Origin of the sequence: Citrobacter sp. CF971, assembly GCF_006385635.1 — a bacterium.
Taxonomy (GTDB): Bacteria; Pseudomonadota; Gammaproteobacteria; order Enterobacterales; family Enterobacteriaceae; genus Citrobacter; species Citrobacter freundii.
Map to the genome: position 1 here is coordinate 2,774,341 of NZ_CP041051.1, position 16,961 is coordinate 2,791,301.

Genomic DNA, 16,961 nt, shown 5'->3' on the forward strand with positions numbered 1-16,961 from the left:
CAGGGATTATGTCAGGCCAGCAGCTCTTTCGCCAGTTGAAGAGGTGACGTGGGCACAACATTATGGCAGTCTTGGCGCAACCCAAAGCCATTTGAAAACACGTAAATGAGGAATGATTTATGACGATTGTGCGCATTGATGCCGAAGCGCGTTGGTCCGACGTGGTTATCCACAACAACACGCTGTATTACACTGGCGTGCCGGAAAATCTGGATGCAGACGCTTTTGAGCAAACGGCAAATACGCTGGCGCAAATTGATGCGGTGCTGGAAAAACAAGGCAGCAACAAGTCACGTATTCTTGATGCCACCCTGTTTTTGGCAGACAAAAACGATTTTGCCGCCATGAACAAAGCCTGGGACGCGTGGGTTGTTGCGGGTCACGCGCCGGTACGTTGTACCGTTCAGGCCGGGTTGATGAACCCGAAATACAAAGTTGAGATTAAGATTATCGCTGCAGTTTAAGCGGCGTTATTCGTCCTCATCTTCAAAACGCGCCACGATCCGCTCGCCGGTATGACTGGCGCGTAACTCTTCAGCAACAAGAGCAATGGCTTGTCCGCTGCTCATCCCCTGCGACATCAGCTCCTGAATACGCTCTACCGCTTTTTGCTGCTGCTCATGACTGAGTGAAGGTAAACCTGCAAACATTGTTAACTCCTGCTAAATTGTCTGCGCTAATTATTTCATGCTACCGGGCAGTTAGCCAGTAGAGTAGCAACGAGTCAGGACTGATGAAGACGTTATCTCCCGCAGTAATCACATTACCCTGGCGTCAGGACGCCGCTGAACGCTATTTTTCGACATTAAGCCATCTGCCCTGGGCGATGCTGCTGCATTCGGGTCAAGCCGACCATCCGCATAACCGCTTTGATATTCTGGTGGCGGATCCCGTCACCACGCTTGTTACGCGAGCTACAGAGACCGTAGTGCAGGACGGGCACGCAACCACGTGCTCGCTTGATGATCCCATGACGGTATTACATTCCGCACTAACCGCACACAAGATTCACCCCGAATATCACCCCGACCTGCCGTTTCAGGGCGGTGCGTTAGGTCTGTTTGGCTACGATCTTGGCCGACGCTTCGAATCTCTGCCCACTATTGCAGAGCGCGATATTACGCTGCCGGATATGGCCGTTGGCATTTACGACTGGGCACTGATTGTCGATCACCAGTTGCAGACCGTATCGCTGCTCAGCCATACCGATGTCGAGGCTCGCCTGAAATGGCTCGACGCGCAACAACCGCCAACGCGTGAGCCGTTTACATTAACTTCGGCGTGGCAGTCTAATATGAGCCGTGCTCAGTACGGCGAAAAATTCCGCCAGGTGCAGGATTATCTGCACAGCGGAGACTGTTACCAGGTCAATCTTGCCCAGCGTTTTCAGGCGCATTACCAGGGCGATGAGTGGCAGGCATTTGTCACTCTCAATCACGCCAACCGCGCCCCGTTTAGTGCATTTATTCGTCTTGAGGAAGGTGTAATCCTCAGCCTTTCGCCGGAACGATTTATTCTGCTGGAAAACCAGCACATCCAGACGCGTCCGATTAAAGGCACGCTACCGAGGCTTGAAGATACCGATGCCGATCGTGAGCAGGCCCGGCGACTGGCGAATTCGCCGAAGGATCGTGCGGAAAACCTAATGATCGTCGATTTGATGCGTAATGATATTGGCCGCGTTGCCGTACCGGGTTCGGTACAGGTTCCGGAGCTGTTTATCGTCGAACCGTTCCCTGCCGTTCATCATTTGGTCAGCACCATTACCGCACGTCTGCCAGAGTCATTATACGCCACCGATCTGTTACGCGCCGCCTTCCCCGGCGGCTCTATTACCGGCGCGCCGAAAGTGCGGGCGATGGAAATTATCGACGAACTTGAGCCGCAAAGACGCAACGCCTGGTGCGGCAGCATTGGTTATCTGAGCTTTTGCGGCAATATGGATACCAGCATTACCATTCGCACGCTGACAGCCACAAACGGACAAATTTATTGCTCCGCAGGCGGTGGTATTGTTGCAGACAGTCAGGAAGACGCTGAATATCAGGAAACATTTGATAAAGTGAATCGCATTTTGCACCAACTGGAGAATTGACACGTGGAATACAGCAGCCTGACGCTTGATGATTTTTTATCGCGCTTTCAACTCCTGCGCCCGCAGGTCAATCATGCCGCGTTAAACCAGCGCCAGGCCGCCGTACTGATCCCCGTCGTGCGTCGCCCACAGCCGGGGTTGCTGTTAACCCAGCGTTCCGTTCACCTGCGCAAGCACGCCGGACAGGTCGCATTCCCCGGTGGGGCGGTGGATAGCAGTGATGCCTCGTTAATTGCCGCCGCCCTTCGCGAAGCGCAGGAGGAGGTGGCGATCCCTCCTTCATGCGTAGAAGTGATTGGCGTTCTGCCGCCTGTCGACAGCGTGACCGGTTTCCAGGTCACCCCAGTGGTAGGCATTATCCCGCCTAATCTGCCGTATCGCGCCAGTGAAGATGAAGTTTCCGCAGTGTTCGAAATGCCGCTGGCCCAGGCCCTGCATTTAGGTCGTTACCACCCGTTGGATATTTACCGTCGTGGCGATTCACATCGCGTATGGCTTTCCTGGTATGAGCAATATTTCGTCTGGGGAATGACTGCCGGAATAATTCGTGAGCTGGCGCTGCAAATTGGCGTCAAGCCCTGACTATACTTATCTTTACGCACACAATAGACAACTTGAAACTCAGGTCACAACATTAGTAAAACCGCGGTTATCTATTAGTTTAATTCATGTGAATAGTTAAGCCGATCGCCGCGTTCCCTCTTACACTATGCGCAGTTATAACATCGTTACTGGAAAGCCCAGTCGCCCTGTAGGAGTATTATCGTGATTAGTCTATTCGACATGTTTAAGGTGGGGATTGGTCCCTCATCTTCCCATACCGTAGGGCCTATGAAGGCGGGTAAACAGTTCGTCGATGACCTGGTCGAAAAAGGATTACTGGACAGCGTTACTCGTGTCGCCGTCGACGTGTATGGTTCACTGTCGCTCACGGGTAAAGGTCACCACACCGATATCGCCATTATTATGGGTCTGGCGGGCAATGAGCCTGCTACCGTGGATATTGATAGCATCCCCGGATTTATCCGCGACGTAGAAACGCGTGGACGCCTGCTGCTTGCGCAGGGTCAGCACGAAGTGGATTTCCCGCAGAATGACGGGATGCGTTTTCACAACGGCAACCTGCCGCTGCATGAAAACGGAATGCAGATCCATGCGTACAATGGCGAAACCGTCATTTATAGCAAAACCTACTACTCAATCGGCGGTGGATTCATCGTTGATGAAGAACATTTTGGTCAGGATGCCTCGGGCGAGGTCAGTGTGCCTTATCCGTTCAAATCCGCCACTGAAATGCTGGAATATTGCAACAGCACCGGCCTGTCTCTCTCTGGCATGGCAATGCAGAACGAACTTGCGCTGCACAGTAAGAAAGAGATTGAAGAGTACTTTGGCCACGTCTGGCAAACCATGCAGGCATGTATCGATCGTGGCATGAACACCGAAGGTGTGCTGCCGGGTCCGCTGCGCGTTCCTCGCCGTGCTTCAGCCCTGCGTCGTATGCTGGTTTCCAGCGATAAGCTGTCCAACGATCCAATGAACGTGATCGACTGGGTGAACATGTTTGCGTTGGCCGTTAACGAAGAAAACGCCGCGGGCGGTCGCGTAGTGACAGCGCCAACCAACGGTGCCTGCGGTATCGTGCCTGCGGTACTGGCCTATTACGATCATTTCATTGAGTCCGTTAGCCCGGATATCTATACCCGCTATTTCCTGGCGGCCGGTGCGATTGGCGCGTTGTACAAAATGAACGCCTCTATCTCCGGTGCAGAAGTAGGTTGTCAGGGTGAAGTGGGCGTAGCCTGCTCCATGGCTGCCGCGGGTCTGGCTGAACTGTTAGGCGCAAGCCCGGAGCAGGTGTGTGTTGCTGCTGAAATCGGCATGGAACATAACCTCGGGTTAACCTGCGATCCGGTTGCCGGTCAGGTACAGGTTCCGTGCATTGAGCGTAACGCAATTGCTTCAGTGAAGGCGATCAACGCTGCGCGTATGGCAATGCGCCGTACCAGCGCGCCGCGCGTCTCGCTGGATAAAGTCATTGAGACTATGTACGAAACGGGTAAAGACATGAACGCCAAATACCGCGAAACGTCACGCGGTGGCCTGGCGATCAAAGTTCAATGTGACTAATACTTAATTTTCGCCCATCTGCGACGGATGGGCGAATTTGCCCCCTCTCCCTCGTCTACTGTAATTTTCCCCACTACACTTGCTCTGTTGCTGTTGGCTTCTGTGACCAACGGCTTATCGGGCGGCCCGCATGCAAACAGCACAACGGATCATTAAAAATTATCGCCGGAATCGCTTAATCGTCTGCACAGTATGTGCACTACTGACGCTCATCCTCACATTAACTGTCCGATTTATTTCGGAGCGTAATTTAAATCACCGAAATATCGTCACCTTTGCCAACCATGCTGTAGAAGAACTGGATGACGTGCTTTTACCCTTGCAGACCGGACGGGATGTATTGCTGCCGTTGATTGGCCTCCCCTGCTCAGTGGCGCGTTTACCCTTAAGCAAACATGCCGCAAGGTTGCAAACGGTACGTTCTATTAATCTGATTCAAAGCGGGATCCTCTATTGCTCCAGCATTTTTGGTTATCGTAATGTTCCCATTAGTCAACTGCAGCCCGAATTACCCAGCAGGGAACCGCAACTGCTGCTGTCTACCGACCATTCATTGATTAAAGGCAGTCCGATTCTGACTCAGTGGTATCCGTCCTCTGCCGATGGTGAAGATGGCGTGCTGGAAATCGTCAATATTGACTTATTGTCGTCTATGTTGCTTGAACCCCAGCCGCCGCAGATCACCGATGCCAGCTTAACCGTTGGTAATCGGCATCTACTGTATGATCAAGGTGTTGTCGATACTCTGCCTAAGCTAAATGATGAAAAACGCTACCAGCTTTCATCTCAACATTTTCCGTTTACCATTAGCGTCACCGGCCCCGGTCCCAGTGAGTTGGCGGTAAAACACCTGCCAACACAGCTGCCGCTGGCGGTGATCCTAAGTTTATTAGTGGGTTATCTGGCATGGCTGGCTACCGCCAGCAGAATGAGTTTCTCATGGGAGATTAATCTGGCCCTTGCTGCTCGGGAATTCGAACTATTTTGCCAGCCGCTGCTTAATGCGCAAACCCAGCAATGCATGGGCGTGGAAATCCTTTTACGCTGGAATAACCCTCGCCAGGGTTGGATCTCTCCGGAAGTGTTTATTCCCATCGCTGAGGAGCACAACCTGATTGTACCGCTTACCCGCCATGTCATCGCAGAAACCATTCAGCAACGACACGTTTTCCCGATGAGCAGCCAGTTTCATATTGGGATTAATGTCGCCGCCAGCCATTTTCGTAATGGTACGTTGCTAAAAGATCTTAATCAGTACTGGTTCAGCCAGCACCCAATCCAGCAATTGGTTATCGAACTGACCGAACGCGATGCGTTACTGGATGTGGATTATCGGGTCGTACGCGAATTAAATCGGCTTGGCGTAAAACTGGCGATTGATGATTTCGGTACCGGCAATAGCTCGCTCTCCTGGCTGGAAAAGCTCCGCCCGGATGTGCTGAAGATCGATAAATCATTTACTTCGGCAATAGGAACAGACGCCGTGAACTCAACCGTCACAGACATCATTATCGCTTTGGGGAAAAAATTGAATATCGAACTGGTGGCGGAAGGCGTTGAAACACAGGCGCAAGCTCAGCATTTGCGCCGACACGGCGTACATTTATTGCAAGGTTTTCTGTATGCCAAGCCAATGCCGCTGCGCGATTTTCCAAAATGGCTGGCGGGCAGCACGCCGCCGCCCACCCGGCATAACGGGAGACACAGTATGCCCGTCATGCCGTTTCGCTAAACCCGGTTACTCGTCTTCGTCGTGAGCGGGTTGTTCTTTAACAATGCGAACTAAATCCACACGATAGTCATTCGCTTCGACAATCGTAATGCTCAGCGGTGCGACCTCGATAACATCACCTACACGAGGAATATGGCCGTTAGCCGCAATGACTAAACCTGCCACCGTAGCGATGTCTTCGTCTTCATTCACTAACGTATCCACGTCCAGCGCCTGTTGCAACGCATGCAGATCGGTACCGCCTTTGACCAACCAACCGCCTGCATCAGCTATAATTTCAGGCGTTTCATCGGCATCAGGGAATTCACCGGCGATGGCTTCTAATACATCCAGCGGCGTGACCAGACCCTGTACTACGCCAAACTCGTTTGTGACGATAACGAAGCTACCGCGGGCACGACGCAGAACGCCTAACAGATTGATCGGGTCCAGCGTTTCCGGAACAACAATAGCCGGAGAAGCAGAGGCAATCGCCGCCACATCCACACCGTCTTCCAGCGCCACCAGCAGCTCTTTAGCACGCACGATACCGATGATTTCATCCAGTTCACCACGACATACCGGGAACAGGCTATGAGGTGACGAAAGCAACTGCTCGCGAATTTCCTCCACGCTCAGGTCTGCATCAACCCAACTGATCTCCCCACGAGGCGTCATAATGCCGCGTAATGAACGCGACGCCAAAGAGAGGACGCCGTTGATCATATAGCGTTCTTCTTCTACAAATGCGCCTTCCGGGACGGGAACCGGTACCGGATTGTCGGATTCCATCTGCACGCTGGCCTGACGTTTACCGCCCATCAGACGGAGAATCGCATCGGCAGTACGCGCACGCAATGGCAGCGTCGACTGGTGACGAATAAAGTTACGACGGGCAATCTGGTTAAACAGCTCAATGATGATTGAGAAACCAATCGCCGCATACAGATAGCCTTTCGGAATGTGGAAGCCAAACCCTTCGGCAACCAGACTCAGACCAATCATCAACAGGAAGCTCAGACACAGCACCACCACCGTCGGGTGTTGGTTCACAAATCGGGTCAACGGCTTAGAGGCCAACAGCATCACGGCCATGGCAATCACTACTGCCGCCATCATAACTGGCAGATGGTTGACCATACCGACCGCCGTAATCACAGCATCCAGCGAGAACACTGCATCGAGGATGACAATCTGCGTTACGACAACCCAAAAGCTCGCATACCCTTTCGTCTGCCCGGTATCATGTTCACGGTTTTCCAGCCGCTCATGCAGCTCTGTCGTAGCCTTGAACAAGAGGAAGATACCCCCCAGCAGCATAATCAGATCGCGCCCCGAGAACGCATAGTCCATTACCGTGAACAGCGGCTTTGTCAGCGTCACCATCCACGAAATCACGGACAACAGGCCCAGACGCATAATCAGTGCCAGTGACAAACCGATTAAACGCGCTTTATCTCGCTGTTTCGGCGGCAGCTTATCAGCCAGGATCGCAATGAAGACCAGGTTATCAATACCCAGAACAATTTCAAGAACGACAAGCGTGAGCAAACCCACCCAAATCTGCGGGTCCATTAATAATTCCATGACAAGCTCCTGCTTAAGGAATGACCAAACTGCGCGCTGAGGATCTCAGGCGTTAAAGCGATATGCAGAGAAAATTTGTGGCAAAAAGTGCCAATCTGACAGGCTTGATACGGCCTGAAGGTGAAATGACGTCGGTGACGATCCATATGGTGGGCTACTGCCCTATACTCCTGAGTAATTAAACAGATGCTAAACATAACAGAGAGAAGCGGTTTTTAGCAAAGATTTACCTTCCTTTGCAATAAGTTGTTTCGGAGATATTTTACCCTTCGAAATTTCTTTTAATCGGAAGTTAAATTACGGATCTTCATCACATAAAATATTTTTTTCGATATCTAAAATAATTCACGAAAATCATAGGTTTTTCTTTGTAACCCTTATCTGAATCGATTCGATTGCGGACGACGATTCAAATACATCTTCACGTTGATGTGTTAACGATAATAAAGGAGGTAGCAAGTGACCATTGCTATTGTAATAGGCACACATGGTTGGGCTGCAGAGCAGTTACTTAAGACGGCAGAAATGCTGTTAGGCGAGCAGGAAAATGTCGGCTGGATAGATTTCGTTCCAGGCGAAAATGCCGAAACGCTGATCGAAAAGTACAACGCTCAGTTGGCAAAACTCGATACCAGTAAAGGCGTGCTGTTTCTCGTTGACACATGGGGAGGCAGCCCGTTTAACGCTGCAAGCCGCATTGTCGTCGATAAAGAGCATTACGAAGTTATCGCCGGTGTGAACATTCCCATGCTGGTTGAAACCTTCATGGCGCGTGATGACAACCCGAGCTTTGATGAATTAGTGGCACTGGCCGTTGAAACCGGTAGCGAAGGCGTGAAAGCGCTGAAAGCCAAACCGGTTGAGAAAGCCGCTCCTGCCCCAGTAGCAGCACCCAAAGCAGCAGCTCCCGCCAAACCGATGGGTCCGAACGATTATATGCAGATCGGCCTGGCGCGTATTGATGACCGTTTAATCCATGGTCAGGTGGCAACTCGCTGGACCAAAGAAACCAACGTAACACGCATTATCGTCGTCAGTGATGAAGTTGCCGCCGATACCGTGCGTAAAACGCTGCTGACTCAGGTAGCACCTCCGGGTGTGACGGCGCATGTGGTTGATGTCGCGAAAATGATCCGCGTCTACAACAACCCTAAATATGCAGGTGAGCGTGTGATGCTGTTGTTCACCAACCCAACCGACGTAGAACGTATCGTTGAAGGTGGTGTGAAAATTACCTCCGTAAACATTGGCGGTATGGCTTTCCGTCAGGGTAAAACGCAGGTAAACAACGCAATTTCTGTCGATGACAAAGACATCGAAGCCTTCAAGAAACTCAACGAACGCGGTATTGAGCTTGAGGCACGTAAGGTTTCTACCGATCAGAAACTGAAAATGATGGATTTGATTGCCAAGGTGAAATAATTCCCTGGCATTTACTTAGTTTTCACACTTAAGTCTGTATAGCAATAGGAGAAGTACAATGGAGATTACCACTCTTCAGATTGTGCTGGTGTTCATCGTCGCATGTATCGCGGGTATGGAATCGGTACTCGATGAATTTCAGTTCCACCGTCCGTTGGTGGCCTGTACGCTGATTGGTGCCGTTCTCGGGGACATGAAAACCGGTATTATCATCGGTGGTACCCTGGAAATGATCGCCCTGGGCTGGATGAACATCGGTGCTGCGGTTGCACCAGATGCGGCACTGGCCTCAATTATCTCTACCGTTCTGGTTATCGCAGGTCACCAAAGCATTGGTGCCGGTATCGCGCTGGCTATCCCACTGGCAGCCGCAGGCCAGGTACTGACCATTATCGTTCGTACTATCACCGTAGCATTCCAGCACGCAGCGGATAAGGCGGCCGAAAACGGTAACCTGACGGCACTCTCCTGGCTGCATGTATCCTCTCTGTTCCTGCAGGCTATGCGTATCGCTATCCCAGCGGTAATCGTAGCGATTTCTGTTGGTACCAGTGAAGTTCAGAGCATGCTTAACGCCATTCCGGAAGTCGTGACCGGCGGTCTGAACATCGCAGGCGGTATGATCGTGGTGGTTGGTTATGCGATGGTCATCAACATGATGCGCGCAGGCTACCTGATGCCATTCTTCTACCTCGGCTTCGTCACCGCGGCATTTACTAACTTCAACCTGGTTGCTCTGGGTGTGATTGGCGCAGTGATGGCGATCCTCTACATTCAGCTGAGCCCGAAATATAACCGCGTAGCCGGTGCACCTGCTGCGGCGGCTGGCAATAACGATCTCGATAACGAACTGGACTAGCAGGTGAGCGAAATGGTTGATATGACTAAAACTACCACCGAGAAAAAACTCACTCCGAGTGACATTCGTGGCGTGTTCATTCGTTCTAACCTGTTTCAGGGTTCATGGAACTTCGAACGTATGCAGGCGCTGGGTTTCTGTTTCTCCATGGTGCCGGCTATCCGCCGCTTGTACCCGGAAAACAACGACGCACGTAAGCAAGCGATTAAGCGTCACCTGGAATTCTTTAACACCCATCCGTACGTAGCGGCTCCAGTACTGGGCGTTACGCTGGCGATGGAAGAACAGCGTGCAAACGGCGCAGAGATTGACGATGGTGCCATCAACGGTATCAAAGTTGGTCTGATGGGTCCGCTGGCAGGCGTCGGCGACCCGATCTTCTGGGGTACCGTTCGCCCAGTATTCGCCGCGCTCGGCGCAGGTATCGCGATGAGCGGCAGCCTGCTGGGGCCATTGCTGTTCTTCGTTCTGTTTAACCTGGTTCGTCTGGCAACCCGTTATTACGGTGTGGCATATGGCTACCGTAAAGGTGTCGATATCGTTAAAGATATGGGCGGCGGCTTCCTGCAGAAACTGACTGAGGGGGCGTCAATCCTCGGCCTGTTTGTCATGGGGGCATTGGTTAACAAGTGGACGCACGTAAACATTCCACTGGTGGTTTCTACTATCACCGGTCAGGATGGTCAGACTCGTGTTACCACTGTGCAGACTATCCTTGACCAGCTGATGCCGGGTCTGGTTCCTCTGCTGCTGACATTCGCCTGTATGTGGCTGTTGCGTAAGAAAGTGAACCCGCTGTGGATCATCGTTGGCTTCTTCGTCATCGGTATCGCGGGCTACGCTGTCGGACTGCTCGGCCTGTAAAACTGTTGTACATCACCGGGGGTTTGCCCCCGGTTTTTCTATTTAGAGGGTTGAGGATTCATGACTATCACGGACCTGGTGCTGGTTCTATTTATCTTTTCGCTGCTGGCGTATGCCATTTACGATCAGTTCATCATGCCCCGCCGTAATGGCCCTACTCTGCTTACTGTCGCCCTGCTTCCCCGCAGCAGAGTCGACAGTGTTATCTTCCTTGGCCTGGTAGCTATTCTTATCTACAACAACATCACCAGCCACGGCGCGCAATTTACCACATGGTTATTATGTGCACTGGTATTGATGGGTTTGTATCTGTTCTGGATCCGTACGCCAAAAATCATCTTCAAGCAGAAAGGTTTTTTCTTCGCCAACGTCTGGATTGAATATAACCGCATTAAAGAGATGAATTTATCTGAAGACGGTGTATTGGTGATGCAATTAGAACATCGAAGATTGTTGATTCGCGTACGAAATATAGACGATCTTGAGAGAATATATAAACTATTAATTTCAAATCAATAGCTTATAAATATAGCCTGAACTATGTTTTTATATATCAGTGTAAAAGCAAACATAGCCAAGGCTATATTTCACTGTCCTCAATGTTATTTATTTTAACGTTTTATTTATAAATAAATCTAAATGAAAATCGTTTTCAACTAGAAGTCAAATATTATTTCTGCGTTTCTTGTTTTATATTCTCAAAATATGTTAAGGTTGCGCCCGTCGTTGGGGAGTAGCCGATTTCCAGACTCCGGAAATGTACGTGTCAACATACTCGTTGAAAAACGTGGCACGTACGGACTGAACTTACAGGTTCAGTCAGGCGAGACCATAGGCACATCAACTGCAATGCATATTTGAATGGCGCTGTATTTACAGTGATTCCAGCCTGTATGCATGGTTACTGGGGGCAGTGATGTGTTTTATGGATACCCCGGTCAGGACGCTGTTATGAATCTCACCGCTACCGTTCTTCTCGCTTTCGGCATGTCGATGGATGCTTTCGCCGCATCAATTGGCAAAGGCGCCACCCTGCATAAACCCAAATTTTCTGAAGCATTGCGCACCGGACTGATATTCGGCGCAGTTGAAACGCTTACGCCACTGATTGGCTGGGGCATGGGGATGCTGGCCAGCAAATTCGTGTTGGAGTGGAACCATTGGATCGCCTTCATTCTGCTGATTTTTTTAGGCGGACGAATGATAATCGAAGGTTTTCGCGACAACGGCGATGAAGAGGAAGAACCGCAGCGCCGCCACGGTTTCTGGCTGCTGGTTACCACCGCCATTGCCACCAGTCTCGACGCAATGGCCGTCGGGGTGGGTCTGGCTTTCCTGCAGGTCAACATTATTGCCACAGCGCTGGCCATCGGCTGCGCCACATTGATTATGTCCACGCTCGGCATGATGATTGGTCGTTTCATTGGCCCAATGCTGGGCAAACGAGCTGAAATTTTGGGTGGGGTGGTGCTGATTGGTATCGGTGCCCAGATCCTCTGGGCACACTTCCACGGTTAATTCAGACGCTGCCAGACATGAATACTAAAGTCGGTCTGGCAGTCAAACGTCGTTTTCCCCGCTAACGTTTCCCACACTTCCGGCTTTGCCCGCCAGGCGAACGGCGTCATTTGCAGTAACGCAACGGCCTCGCTGCCCTGAAGCTGCATCTGATATCCCAGCGCAATGCTCTGTTGCAGAACAAAACCGTCCAGTTGCTCAGTATGGGGCGCATGCAAACGCACCTCATCATAAATCAGCCCTTTCAGTTCCATTAAATGGCGTGGTCCCGGCGTGGCGGTGATCACCCATCCACCCGGTTTAACCACGCGAGCCAGCTCTTGCGCTTTACAGGGCGCATAGATCCGGATGATGGCATCCATTGACTCGTCTGCGAACGGCAGACGATGGCTGGAGGCAACGCAAAAGATCACCTGCGGATAGCGTCTGGCTGCGGCTTTAATTGCCACTTTGGATACGTCAAGACCAAAGGTTGTACAGCCCGCCAGCGCGTCGGCAAACGCATGGGTGTAATACCCTTCCCCACAGCCAATATCCAGGATCGCTGCATCTTCTGAATTCGACTTTTCTTTAAGCACATTCACAATCGCATCACGCAACGGTTGATAGTGCCCAGCATCAAGAAATGCCCGTCTGGCTTGCATCATTTCAGCGCTATCACCCGGATCGCGCGACCGCTTATGCTGAACCGGCAGTAAGTTGACATACCCTTCTTTCGCCACGTCAAACTGGTGCCGCCCGGGGCAGACAAAACTGTTATTCGCTTGAGTAAGAGGCTGGTGGCAAAGAGGACAGGAAAACGACATGACAACTCCGGCAGGTGACTTAAGGGCGCAAGTGTAACGCGAATTGCGCCCTGGGAAAATAACTTACAGCGACGGCGAGGATACGTTGCTGCCGTGCATCACCAGCAGATGATCAGAGTCGGCAGGCATACCATCCGGTTTAACGTTCTCCAGACGCAGGACATCACCCATTATCTGGCTGAAGACAGGCGCAGAGACAGCCCCACCATAATAAGCACCGTTTTGCGGATTATTGATGACGACCACCAGTGCAAATTTCGGGTCGCTCGCTGGCGCAACGCCTGCCGTGTAGGCCACGTATTTATCGACATACTTACCGTCATCACCAATTTTCTTTGCCGTTCCTGTTTTAACCGCCACGCGATAATCTCTGACCGCGGCTTTAGTTCCCCCACCACCGGGTAACGCGACGCTTTCCATCATATGTTCAACCTGGTGAACCAGCGCCTCCGGCATCACTCTGGTACCGATTACCGGCGGGTCAATACGGGTAATCGAAAGGGGTCGATAGATACCAAAACTACCAATGGTTGCATATACGTGCGCCAACTGCAGCGGCGTTACCATTAATCCATAGCCGAATGCAAAGGTCGCGCGATCCAAATCGCTCCAGTAGCGGCGTTGAGGCATTAAACCGCTACTTTCACCGGTTAATCCCAGTCCGGTTGGATCGCCAAAACCAAAGCTCTTATAGGTATCCAGCAACTTTTGAACAGGCATAGCCAGTGAAAGGTGCGACACGCCGGTATCGCTCGATTTCTGCAAAATTCCGGTCAACGACAGCTCCGGGTAAAATCCGACGTCGCGAATGCGATGTCCATCAAGGTAAAAAGGATGGGTATCAATCACGCTGTCCGGTTGTACTATCCCCTGCTGGAGCGCAGTCATGATCACCAGCGGTTTAACGGTTGAACCGGGTTCAAACGTATCGCTTATCGCACGGTTACGAAAATCATCCAGTACCGCGCCGTCACGGTTATTGGGGTTGAAGTCAGGAAAGCTCGCCATGGACAGTATTTCACCGGTAGCAATGTTGACCAGCACTGCGGCTCCTGATTCCGCTTTATTCCACGTAACGGCATTGTCCAACGCATCTTCAGTGACCGTCTGCAGGCGCTCATCGATGCTGAGCTGTAATTGGTGTGCAGGAACAGGCGTAACTTCGGTGATATTCTCGATTACATGGCCAAATTTGTCTTTACGTACCAGACGGGAGCCAGGTTTACCCATCAACTGGTTATTAAAGCTTTTTTCCAGCCCTTCAATGCCTTGTCCATCAATGTTGGTAAAACCTATGAGATTCGCCGCTACGTGGCCTGCAGGATAGAACCGGCGGGATTCCTCGCGCAGGTTAATGCCCGGGAGATTAAGATCATCGACCCACTCAGCCTGCTGAGGGGAAATTTGTCGTGCCAGGTAAATAAAACGTCCGCCAGGATTACTGTTAACGCGTTCCGCCAGCGTACTCAGTGACAGATGCAGAGCCCTTGCCAGAGCCTGCCACCGTTCGTTATAACCCACGCCTCCCTTGCTGATGATGGTCTTAGGATCGGCCCATACCGCGTTAACCGGAACACTTACCGCCAGCGGTCGCCCTTCTCTGTCGGTAATCATCCCGCGCGGCGAGGCAATAGTTACCTCACGTAATGAACGCATGTCTTCCTGTTTCACCAGACTCGTCGGCGTGACAATTTGCAGCCATGCAACCCGACCCAGCAGCAATCCCAGACTCAATAATATTGCCACACAAAGCAGGGCAAAACGTACGGGAGTAAAATTGCGCGCGTCGCCGTCGTTTTTCTTTTTCACCTGAACTCCAGCAAGATAGTTTTTCAGGTGTCTGATTTAACGAGAAATGTCGTAAGAAAGCGGGGAAAACTATGCTACGAACATCACGCCTTTGCAACAAAGCGCTAATGGGAGGGCATTTAGAAATATTTAGACGTATTTTGAATTAAAAAGCCCCGCATAGGCGAGGCTTTATATCTGAGATGGTTGCGCATATGCGCTTCAAATCAGTGGTGTCGATCAGATAGCTGTTACGTTAACAGCAGCCGGACCTTTCTGGCCGTCCTGAATTTCGAACTCAACGTTCTGGCCTTCAGCCAGAGTTTTGAAGCCGTTACCCTGGATAGCGGAGAAGTGTACGAACACGTCTTTGCTGCCATCAGCCGGAGTAATGAAACCAAAACCTTTAGACTCGTTGAACCACTTAACTTGACCTTTAATCTTTGCCATTTGCAAAATTCCTTAGAGTATTTTCTTCGCCCGCAGGCATAACATAGATAAAACTGAGACATTACTGCTTGAGGCACTAATATAAGGTTCGGCAGAGAAGCGGTATTCAACGTCAACGTGTTTACTCAGGACTTCTTTACTGAAAATGCCACACATAAACAGAACTGTACCTCGTTTAACCCAAAACGTGTTATCACATACAACGTTAATAATGGCAAGCCATTTTTAAACGTGTCTCGATCGGTCGCACAAATCCTGTCGTTCATCAAACAGCAACTGCACAGTTATGCGCCACACCGAGTAGTGTTATATTCCCGCCGCTCGCCCCATCCCCCGCCAGGCTTGCACCATAGCCGGGACATTTCTACCATAGCTCAATAGCTTCGGTTGTTCCAGATTAGCTGTTACAGGGTGTGCTGAATATCATTTTTTATGCTTAGTAATGCATAAAATGTCACAAGCGTAAAAATGAGATCTGCCTTCTGCTTTTGCACCAAAATAATGAAAGAATGATGACAATGCACAAAAAAAGTAAGAGAAACGTTTCGCTGTTAATAAAACGATCACTATCACAAAAATGACATAATCATATTTTTATCGTATGGGAAATTATATTTATATCAGACCGGGGATAAGATATTAATTGGCTGGAGCATCTGAAAATACTGAGTTAACACGAGAATCAGAGTGCTAATTACACGACATGTGCAGAAGAAAATAATCTGGCATGTTGGCGACAGGATGAAACATCTGAGAACGTAAGCAACAGATCCTCACCCTGTCATACCGTTTTTACCGCTCAGCTACCAGGCGGATGATGTCATCATCTTCGTCTTTCGCTGTGACCACAGCAGGCTCTGCCGCTTTTTCAGGTTCGTTAGCTTCGCAAAGGCGACGGAGCAATGCGTTCTGTCTTTTTTGCTGATCTAACAATGCTTCAAGCAGCTCAATCTGCTCATTAGTACGCGAACTTGCCCTATTGACGAAAAACCACAGTACAAGCCCGACAACCAGAATCACCACCGATACAGCCAAAGACGCCAAACTCAACGCGCCAGAATTCAAAACTTCGTTCATTTCACCACCTCAATGTAGACAGCGTAGTTTACCACTGCCGCACAAGAAGGTAATCAACTGTGGCAAAAATGCGCTTACCAGGGAATAAATTTATTAATGGCACAAATACCGCTGAAAAATTGTACATCCTGATCGCACATGATGTTGAACACTTGCGCCCACATCAGTATGCATACCAGCACGACAACTATCAGCACTACCCAGCGAATTTTTTTCACTCCAGCTCCACTCTTCGAATCAACATCTTATGCCTATAAATTATCATGCGTTACCTAAACCCAGCGTTAACTGTATCGGCATTCAATCTTTTTAGGAATGATTCACTTGTTTCATCTCATGTACAGGCTAATCTAATAATAACGAGAAAAGATAAGAGGTTGTAATGCGTCTGATAATCCGCGCTATTGTGTTGTTAGCTCTGGTTTGGATCGGTTTATTACTGAGCGGCTACGGAATTTTGATTGGAAGTAAGGAGAATGCAGCGGGCCTGGGCTTGCAATGCCAGTATCTGACCGCCCGCGGAACCAGCACCGCGCAATACGTCCACACAAACAGCGGTATCATTGGCCTGTCGGATTGTCCCTTGTTAAGAAAAAGCACAGTCATTATTGATAACGGTTAATATAGCAGCAATACATCCGCTACGTTATTTGC

The 16,961-nt window shown here is 50.4% G+C and carries 20 protein-coding genes and 1 riboswitch; of the genes, 11 read left to right on the top strand and 9 right to left on the bottom strand.

All coding sequences use genetic code 11. From position 1 onward, the window contains the following. Positions 1–119 precede the first annotated feature (119 nt). Complete coding sequence (locus E6P06_RS16815) at positions 120–464, top strand: RidA family protein (protein WP_003020984.1); 345 nt, start codon at positions 120–122, stop codon at positions 462–464. 6 nt (positions 465–470) lie between these two features. On the opposite strand, the gene E6P06_RS16820 is transcribed toward E6P06_RS16815, so the two are convergent. Then, on the bottom strand, positions 471–650 hold the full coding sequence (locus tag E6P06_RS16820) for a YoaH family protein (RefSeq protein ID WP_003020986.1): 180 nt from the start codon (positions 648–650) through the stop codon (positions 471–473). A gap of 83 nt (positions 651–733) precedes the next feature. Here E6P06_RS16820 and pabB point away from each other — a divergent pair, with 83 nt between their 5' ends. The 4 genes from pabB (at position 734) to E6P06_RS16840 (ending at position 5,957) form a co-directional block, all read left to right on the top strand. Then, a complete protein-coding gene (pabB, locus tag E6P06_RS16825) occupies positions 734–2,095 on the top strand; it encodes an aminodeoxychorismate synthase component 1 (protein WP_168199048.1) in 1,362 nt (453 codons plus the stop codon). Between the two features lie 3 nt (positions 2,096–2,098). Continuing rightward, positions 2,099–2,677 (top strand): CoA pyrophosphatase, encoded by a 579-nt coding sequence (locus tag E6P06_RS16830; RefSeq protein WP_003020991.1) that lies wholly within the window; start codon positions 2,099–2,101, stop codon positions 2,675–2,677. Between the two features lie 183 nt (positions 2,678–2,860). Further along, a complete protein-coding gene (gene sdaA, locus E6P06_RS16835) occupies positions 2,861–4,225 on the top strand; it encodes an L-serine ammonia-lyase (RefSeq protein ID WP_003020994.1) in 1,365 nt (454 codons plus the stop codon). A 130-nt stretch (positions 4,226–4,355) separates the two neighbouring features. Further along, the gene (locus E6P06_RS16840; RefSeq protein WP_003841621.1) at positions 4,356–5,957 is read left to right on the top strand and encodes an EAL domain-containing protein; all 1,602 of its coding nucleotides are present in this window, start codon (positions 4,356–4,358) and stop codon (positions 5,955–5,957) included. Between the two features lie 6 nt (positions 5,958–5,963). Here the strand turns inward: E6P06_RS16840 and yoaE are convergent, their stop codons facing one another. Beyond that, positions 5,964–7,523 (bottom strand): CNNM family cation transport protein YoaE, encoded by a 1,560-nt coding sequence (gene yoaE / locus E6P06_RS16845; protein ID WP_003844070.1) that lies wholly within the window; start codon positions 7,521–7,523, stop codon positions 5,964–5,966. Continuing rightward, positions 7,511–7,720, bottom strand: coding sequence for a hypothetical protein (locus E6P06_RS28260; protein ID WP_008785027.1), 210 nt, complete (start codon positions 7,718–7,720; stop codon positions 7,511–7,513). Before E6P06_RS28260 ends, yoaE begins: the two co-directional genes overlap by 13 nt. A 262-nt stretch (positions 7,721–7,982) precedes the next feature. Between E6P06_RS28260 and manX the strand changes: the two genes are divergently transcribed. The 5 genes from manX to mntP all read left to right on the top strand — a co-directional run bounded on the left by manX (position 7,983) and on the right by mntP (position 12,186). Further along, positions 7,983–8,945, top strand: coding sequence for a PTS mannose transporter subunit IIAB (manX, locus tag E6P06_RS16850; protein WP_003841624.1), 963 nt, complete (start codon positions 7,983–7,985; stop codon positions 8,943–8,945). Positions 8,946–9,003: 58 nt separating this feature from the next. Beyond that, positions 9,004–9,804, top strand: coding sequence for a PTS mannose/fructose/sorbose transporter subunit IIC (locus E6P06_RS16855; RefSeq protein ID WP_003021004.1), 801 nt, complete (start codon positions 9,004–9,006; stop codon positions 9,802–9,804). A gap of 12 nt (positions 9,805–9,816) precedes the next feature. Further along, positions 9,817–10,668: a PTS mannose transporter subunit IID gene (locus tag E6P06_RS16860; protein ID WP_008322630.1), complete on the top strand. Its 852-nt coding sequence runs from the start codon at positions 9,817–9,819 to the stop codon at positions 10,666–10,668. 60 nt (positions 10,669–10,728) lie between these two features. Further along, positions 10,729–11,187: a DUF986 family protein gene (locus E6P06_RS16865; protein WP_003021010.1), complete on the top strand. Its 459-nt coding sequence runs from the start codon at positions 10,729–10,731 to the stop codon at positions 11,185–11,187. Between the two features lie 197 nt (positions 11,188–11,384). Beyond that, positions 11,385–11,489, top strand: a riboswitch (yybP-ykoY riboswitch). 130 nt (positions 11,490–11,619) lie between these two features. Next, complete coding sequence (gene mntP, locus E6P06_RS16870; RefSeq protein WP_003021013.1) at positions 11,620–12,186, top strand: manganese efflux pump MntP; 567 nt, start codon at positions 11,620–11,622, stop codon at positions 12,184–12,186. Here mntP and rlmA read toward each other — a convergent pair. The 6 genes from rlmA to mgrB all read right to left on the bottom strand — a co-directional run bounded on the left by rlmA (position 12,183) and on the right by mgrB (position 16,525). Next, on the bottom strand, positions 12,183–12,992 hold the full coding sequence (rlmA, locus tag E6P06_RS16875; protein WP_003841628.1) for a 23S rRNA (guanine(745)-N(1))-methyltransferase: 810 nt from the start codon (positions 12,990–12,992) through the stop codon (positions 12,183–12,185). The two genes, mntP and rlmA, sit on opposite strands and share 4 nt — an antisense overlap. A gap of 63 nt (positions 12,993–13,055) precedes the next feature. Then, positions 13,056–14,801: a peptidoglycan glycosyltransferase FtsI gene (gene ftsI, locus E6P06_RS16880; protein WP_003841630.1), complete on the bottom strand. Its 1,746-nt coding sequence runs from the start codon at positions 14,799–14,801 to the stop codon at positions 13,056–13,058. A 219-nt stretch (positions 14,802–15,020) separates the two neighbouring features. Beyond that, on the bottom strand, positions 15,021–15,230 hold the full coding sequence (cspE, locus tag E6P06_RS16885) for a transcription antiterminator/RNA stability regulator CspE (RefSeq protein ID WP_001062678.1): 210 nt from the start codon (positions 15,228–15,230) through the stop codon (positions 15,021–15,023). Between the two features lie 12 nt (positions 15,231–15,242). After that, positions 15,243–15,386, bottom strand: a complete 144-nt coding sequence (locus E6P06_RS16890) for a DUF2627 domain-containing protein (protein WP_003034983.1) — start codon at positions 15,384–15,386, stop codon at positions 15,243–15,245. A gap of 636 nt (positions 15,387–16,022) precedes the next feature. Next, positions 16,023–16,307, bottom strand: a complete 285-nt coding sequence (locus E6P06_RS16895; RefSeq protein ID WP_003841991.1) for a YebO family protein — start codon at positions 16,305–16,307, stop codon at positions 16,023–16,025. 74 nt (positions 16,308–16,381) lie between these two features. Continuing rightward, on the bottom strand, positions 16,382–16,525 hold the full coding sequence (gene mgrB, locus E6P06_RS16900) for a PhoP/PhoQ regulator MgrB (protein WP_003034977.1): 144 nt from the start codon (positions 16,523–16,525) through the stop codon (positions 16,382–16,384). Positions 16,526–16,689: 164 nt separating this feature from the next. Between mgrB and E6P06_RS16905 the strand changes: the two genes are divergently transcribed. Beyond that, positions 16,690–16,929 (top strand): YobH family protein, encoded by a 240-nt coding sequence (locus tag E6P06_RS16905; RefSeq protein WP_003034975.1) that lies wholly within the window; start codon positions 16,690–16,692, stop codon positions 16,927–16,929. The last annotated feature ends 32 nt before the right edge of the window (positions 16,930–16,961 follow it).

Excerpts from the sequence above, each read along its gene's own strand:
- E6P06_RS16855 (WP_003021004.1), top strand. The coding sequence starts at position 9,004 with ATGGAGATTACCACTCTTCAGATTGTGCTGGTGTTCATCGTCGCATGT.
- E6P06_RS16815 (WP_003020984.1), top strand. The coding sequence starts at position 120 with ATGACGATTGTGCGCATTGATGCCGAAGCGCGTTGGTCCGACGTGGTT.
- E6P06_RS16865 (WP_003021010.1), top strand. The coding sequence starts at position 10,729 with ATGACTATCACGGACCTGGTGCTGGTTCTATTTATCTTTTCGCTGCTG.
- E6P06_RS16905 (WP_003034975.1), top strand. The coding sequence starts at position 16,690 with ATGCGTCTGATAATCCGCGCTATTGTGTTGTTAGCTCTGGTTTGGATC.
- mntP (WP_003021013.1), top strand. The coding sequence starts at position 11,620 with ATGAATCTCACCGCTACCGTTCTTCTCGCTTTCGGCATGTCGATGGAT.
- cspE (WP_001062678.1), bottom strand. The coding sequence starts at position 15,230 with ATGGCAAAGATTAAAGGTCAAGTTAAGTGGTTCAACGAGTCTAAAGGT.
- E6P06_RS16890 (WP_003034983.1), bottom strand. The coding sequence starts at position 15,386 with ATGTGTGGCATTTTCAGTAAAGAAGTCCTGAGTAAACACGTTGACGTT.
- E6P06_RS16860 (WP_008322630.1), top strand. The coding sequence starts at position 9,817 with ATGGTTGATATGACTAAAACTACCACCGAGAAAAAACTCACTCCGAGT.
- E6P06_RS16840 (WP_003841621.1), top strand. The coding sequence starts at position 4,356 with ATGCAAACAGCACAACGGATCATTAAAAATTATCGCCGGAATCGCTTA.
- yoaE (WP_003844070.1), bottom strand. The coding sequence starts at position 7,523 with ATGGAATTATTAATGGACCCGCAGATTTGGGTGGGTTTGCTCACGCTT.
- rlmA (WP_003841628.1), bottom strand. The coding sequence starts at position 12,992 with ATGTCGTTTTCCTGTCCTCTTTGCCACCAGCCTCTTACTCAAGCGAAT.
- E6P06_RS28260 (WP_008785027.1), bottom strand. The coding sequence starts at position 7,720 with ATGTTTAGCATCTGTTTAATTACTCAGGAGTATAGGGCAGTAGCCCAC.
- E6P06_RS16820 (WP_003020986.1), bottom strand. The coding sequence starts at position 650 with ATGTTTGCAGGTTTACCTTCACTCAGTCATGAGCAGCAGCAAAAAGCG.
- E6P06_RS16895 (WP_003841991.1), bottom strand. The coding sequence starts at position 16,307 with ATGAACGAAGTTTTGAATTCTGGCGCGTTGAGTTTGGCGTCTTTGGCT.
- pabB (WP_168199048.1), top strand. The coding sequence starts at position 734 with ATGAAGACGTTATCTCCCGCAGTAATCACATTACCCTGGCGTCAGGAC.